Origin of the sequence: Nocardia sp. NPDC057455 (genome assembly GCF_042802775.1) — a bacterium.
Lineage (GTDB): Bacteria > Actinomycetota > Actinomycetes > Mycobacteriales > Mycobacteriaceae > Nocardia.
The window spans coordinates 12,334-15,373 of sequence record NZ_JBHVDM010000130.1; the positions used below are offsets into that span (position 1 = coordinate 12,334).

At 69.7% G+C, this 3,040-nt stretch carries 4 protein-coding genes; 2 read left to right on the plus strand and 2 right to left on the minus strand.

The window, feature by feature from the left end; all coding sequences use genetic code 11:
- The first annotated feature begins 126 nt into the window (after positions 1-126).
- Complete coding sequence (locus ACFU5M_RS31980; RefSeq protein WP_379054884.1) at positions 127-1,452, plus strand: cryptochrome/photolyase family protein; 1,326 nt, start codon at positions 127-129, stop codon at positions 1,450-1,452.
- Positions 1,453-1,466: 14 nt separating this feature from the next.
- Here the strand turns inward: ACFU5M_RS31980 and ACFU5M_RS31985 are convergent, their stop codons facing one another.
- Complete coding sequence (locus ACFU5M_RS31985; RefSeq protein ID WP_379054886.1) at positions 1,467-1,970, minus strand: hypothetical protein; 504 nt, start codon at positions 1,968-1,970, stop codon at positions 1,467-1,469.
- A gap of 89 nt (positions 1,971-2,059) precedes the next feature.
- The gene (locus ACFU5M_RS31990) at positions 2,060-2,356 is read right to left on the minus strand and encodes a hypothetical protein (RefSeq protein WP_379054888.1); all 297 of its coding nucleotides are present in this window, start codon (positions 2,354-2,356) and stop codon (positions 2,060-2,062) included.
- Between the two features lie 436 nt (positions 2,357-2,792).
- Between ACFU5M_RS31990 and ACFU5M_RS31995 the strand changes: the two genes are divergently transcribed.
- Complete coding sequence (locus ACFU5M_RS31995) at positions 2,793-2,999, plus strand: hypothetical protein (RefSeq protein ID WP_379054892.1); 207 nt, start codon at positions 2,793-2,795, stop codon at positions 2,997-2,999.
- The last annotated feature ends 41 nt before the right edge of the window (positions 3,000-3,040 follow it).

Consider the following 3,040-nt stretch of genomic DNA (forward strand, 5'->3'; position numbering starts at 1 on the left):
GGGGGCGCCCGGGGGGGCGGCGCGCCCCCGCGCGGGCGCCCCCCCCCCGCCCCCCCCCCACGACCGCACCGTCCGACTAGGAGGCTCGAGAATGAGAATTCGTGCCGTACGACGGGCGCGTGCGCGATGACCGTCACGATCGCTCTGTTCACCCGCGACCTGCGGGTGGTGGACAACCCGGTGTTGACCGCCGCGCACCGGGAGGGCGCCGCGGTGGTGCCGTTGTTCGTGCTCGATGACGCCATCCTCTCCGGTCGCTTCGCCGCGCCGAACCGCGCCCGGTTCCTCGCCGCCGCATTGGCCGAGCTGGACGACGAACTGCGCGCCATCGGCGGCAATCTGGTCCTGCGTCGCGGGGACGTGGCCGCGGAGGTCGATCGCGTGGTCGCCCAGGTGCACGCCGAGAGCGTGCACGTCGCCGCCGACGTCAGCGGCTACAGCCGCCGCCGGGAACGCGCGCTGCGCGAGCGACTCGCGCGCCGCGACTGTCTGCTGCACACGCATTCCGCCACCATCACCGCCGCCGACCCGGAAACGCTGCTGCCCGCCACCGGGCGCGACCATTTCGCCGTCTTCAGCCCGTATTTCCGGCGCTGGTCCGAGGCGCCACAGCGGGAGCCGCTCGGCGCGCCGCGCAGCCTCACGGTGCCGGGGCTGTCGAGCTTGCCGCTGCCGGACGCGGGGGAGCTGTGCGCGGGCCCGACATCGCCGCAGCTGGCTGTGGGCGGTGCGAGCACAGGACGAAAGATGGTGCGCGACTGGCTGTCCGGGCCCGTCGAGCACTACGCGCGCGACAACGACGACCTCGCCGCCGACGCCACCTCGCGGCTGTCGCCGTATCTGCACTTCGGCTGTGTGTCCCCGGTGGAGCTGGTGCACCGGGTCGACACCTCCACCGAGGGCGGGCACGCGTTCGCCCGGCAGCTGGCCTGGCGCGACTTCCACCACCAGTTACTGGCTGCCCGCCCGTCCGCGGCCTGGTCGGACTACCGCGCCCGTGAGATCCGCTGGCGGCACGACCCGCAAGCCGTCGACGCCTGGAGGGAAGGCCGCACGGGGCATCCGATCGTGGACGCGGGGATGCGGCAGCTACGCGCGGAGGGCTGGATGCACAACCGGGCGCGGCTGATCACGGCCAGCTTCCTGACCAAGTCGCTGCGTGTCGACTGGCGTGTGGGGGCGGAGCACTTCTTGCGCTGGCTGGTGGACGGCGACCTGGCGAACAACCAGCTCAACTGGCAGTGGGTCGCGGGAACGGGGACCGACACCAGGCCGAACCGGGTGCTCAACCCGCTGCGCCAAGCCGAGCGCTACGACCCGGACGGCGCCTACGTCCGGCGCTGGATTCCAGAGTTGGCGCACCTGCCCGGTGGGCGCATCCACCGGCCGTGGCGAGAGCAGGTCGATCCGGCGGACTATCCGGCGCCGATCATCGATTTTGTCGGAATGTAGTGGCCTGCGGTCGGTCACCCGCGTAGCTCGTTCGGCGGGTCCGCCACGACCGCGGCGTCGGCGACCGACTCGAACGCCCGTACCACGTTCTCCAGTTCATCGCTGACCTCCCGCATTCCGGCCACCGTCGTCAGGTCGTCGGTGTCGAAGTACCACCGCGCGAACAGTCGGCGGAAAGCGTCATCGGCGTCGTTCGCCAGTCGCAGGATCTCGGCGCGATAGTGCGCCGCCCACACCGCATCCAACGGCGCCTCGAACGATCGGGCCGTGTGCTGCCCGCACTCCTGCACAATGGCGATGACCTCGACGAGTTCGTCGGCGAGCACGGTCACGTGGTGCCGGTTCGCGAGCTCGGCCGTCGTCCGGAGGTGGATGACGACGCTGTCCAGCGCCCGGCCGAGAGCGCACCGGCCCGCCGGCTCGCCGGGCAGTGCGCACACGATGTCCGCATCGCACTCGGCGAGCATCGCCAGCCGCGCGTAGACCGCCGCGTGGTCGGCGGGGATTCGATGGAGCATGCCGAGTATCGCCGCGGCTCGCCCGACCGTGTCGGCCGCAGACCGAGAACAGTCGTGCGAATCTTCCCGGACCAACGGTTGCGACGACGTCACATGTGCTCCTGACGATGGATCGGAATGCCTGCGCGGTGCGGTGTTGCGCCCCACGGTCGCGACCGGTTTCGCGACACAGTTGATTCGAAGACCGGGATGCCGTGGATGAACTTCGCCGATCCGCCCGAACGAAACCCGCCGCGAGCTTGGCGAATCACGTTCGCGCGCGCTTGAATTGATGCGTCGTGGATTTGCCGTATCCGAAGAAAGGGGCCTGTCATGGGCACCGTCGAAATCGCGATCACCATCGGCCGCATCATGGACACACTGCAGAAGGCGCTGATTCTGCTCATTCTCTGATCGACTCGCGATTCCCGGGCGCGCGAACGAGGTTGCTCGGGGGTCGCGGAAATACGCCGAATCGATGCTCGGTCGACCAGTCACCGTACACCGACCGGCTATAGTCCCATGCGTCCGAGACGATATAACCGGCGCCGCCGGTGACGAGGAGCCGCACGGATGTCCTCTCCTGGCGGTGTATGACGGAGGACCTCAGGGTAGGCCGTAGCGAGCGGCCGGCGGTCGAGGTCTGTCCCGACCCAGCTCGGCGTCCGGATCTCGCCCCTACCCTTGCACAGCTGTGCGTTCACTGAAGGTGGCGATCCGGTTGCCAGGAGTTTCCCAGCGCAGTATCGAACTGCCTCGAGATCTCGCGTCGAGGATCGTGTCCGCGGTCGAAGTTCGGCCGAGGGCCCGGTGGGCCGGACGAAGGAGACAGGTATGAAGGTGTTGAAGTCCAAGGTGGCGAAGGCGGCGGTGGCCGGAGGTATCGCGCTGGCCGCGGTCGGCGCGGGCGCGGGCATCGCGAGCGCGGATCCGGGCCACAACGATCGCGACCAGGGCCGAGGCCACGCTCCCGAGCAGCAGCACCACGGCGACCCGCAGCCGAGCCCGCACGGATTCTGGTTCTTCGACCAGTGGGTTCCGCTGCCCTGAGTCCTTCGACAAACCGCCGATCGGGTCGATTCCCTCGCAGG

Bases quoted from the DNA above. Each gene is read 5' to 3' on its own strand.
- ACFU5M_RS31980 (WP_379054884.1), top strand. From the start codon at position 127: ATGACCGTCACGATCGCTCTGTTCACCCGCGACCTGCGGGTGGTGGAC.
- ACFU5M_RS31985 (WP_379054886.1), bottom strand. From the start codon at position 1,970: ATGCTCCATCGAATCCCCGCCGACCACGCGGCGGTCTACGCGCGGCTG.
- ACFU5M_RS31990 (WP_379054888.1), bottom strand. From the start codon at position 2,356: ATGAGCAGAATCAGCGCCTTCTGCAGTGTGTCCATGATGCGGCCGATG.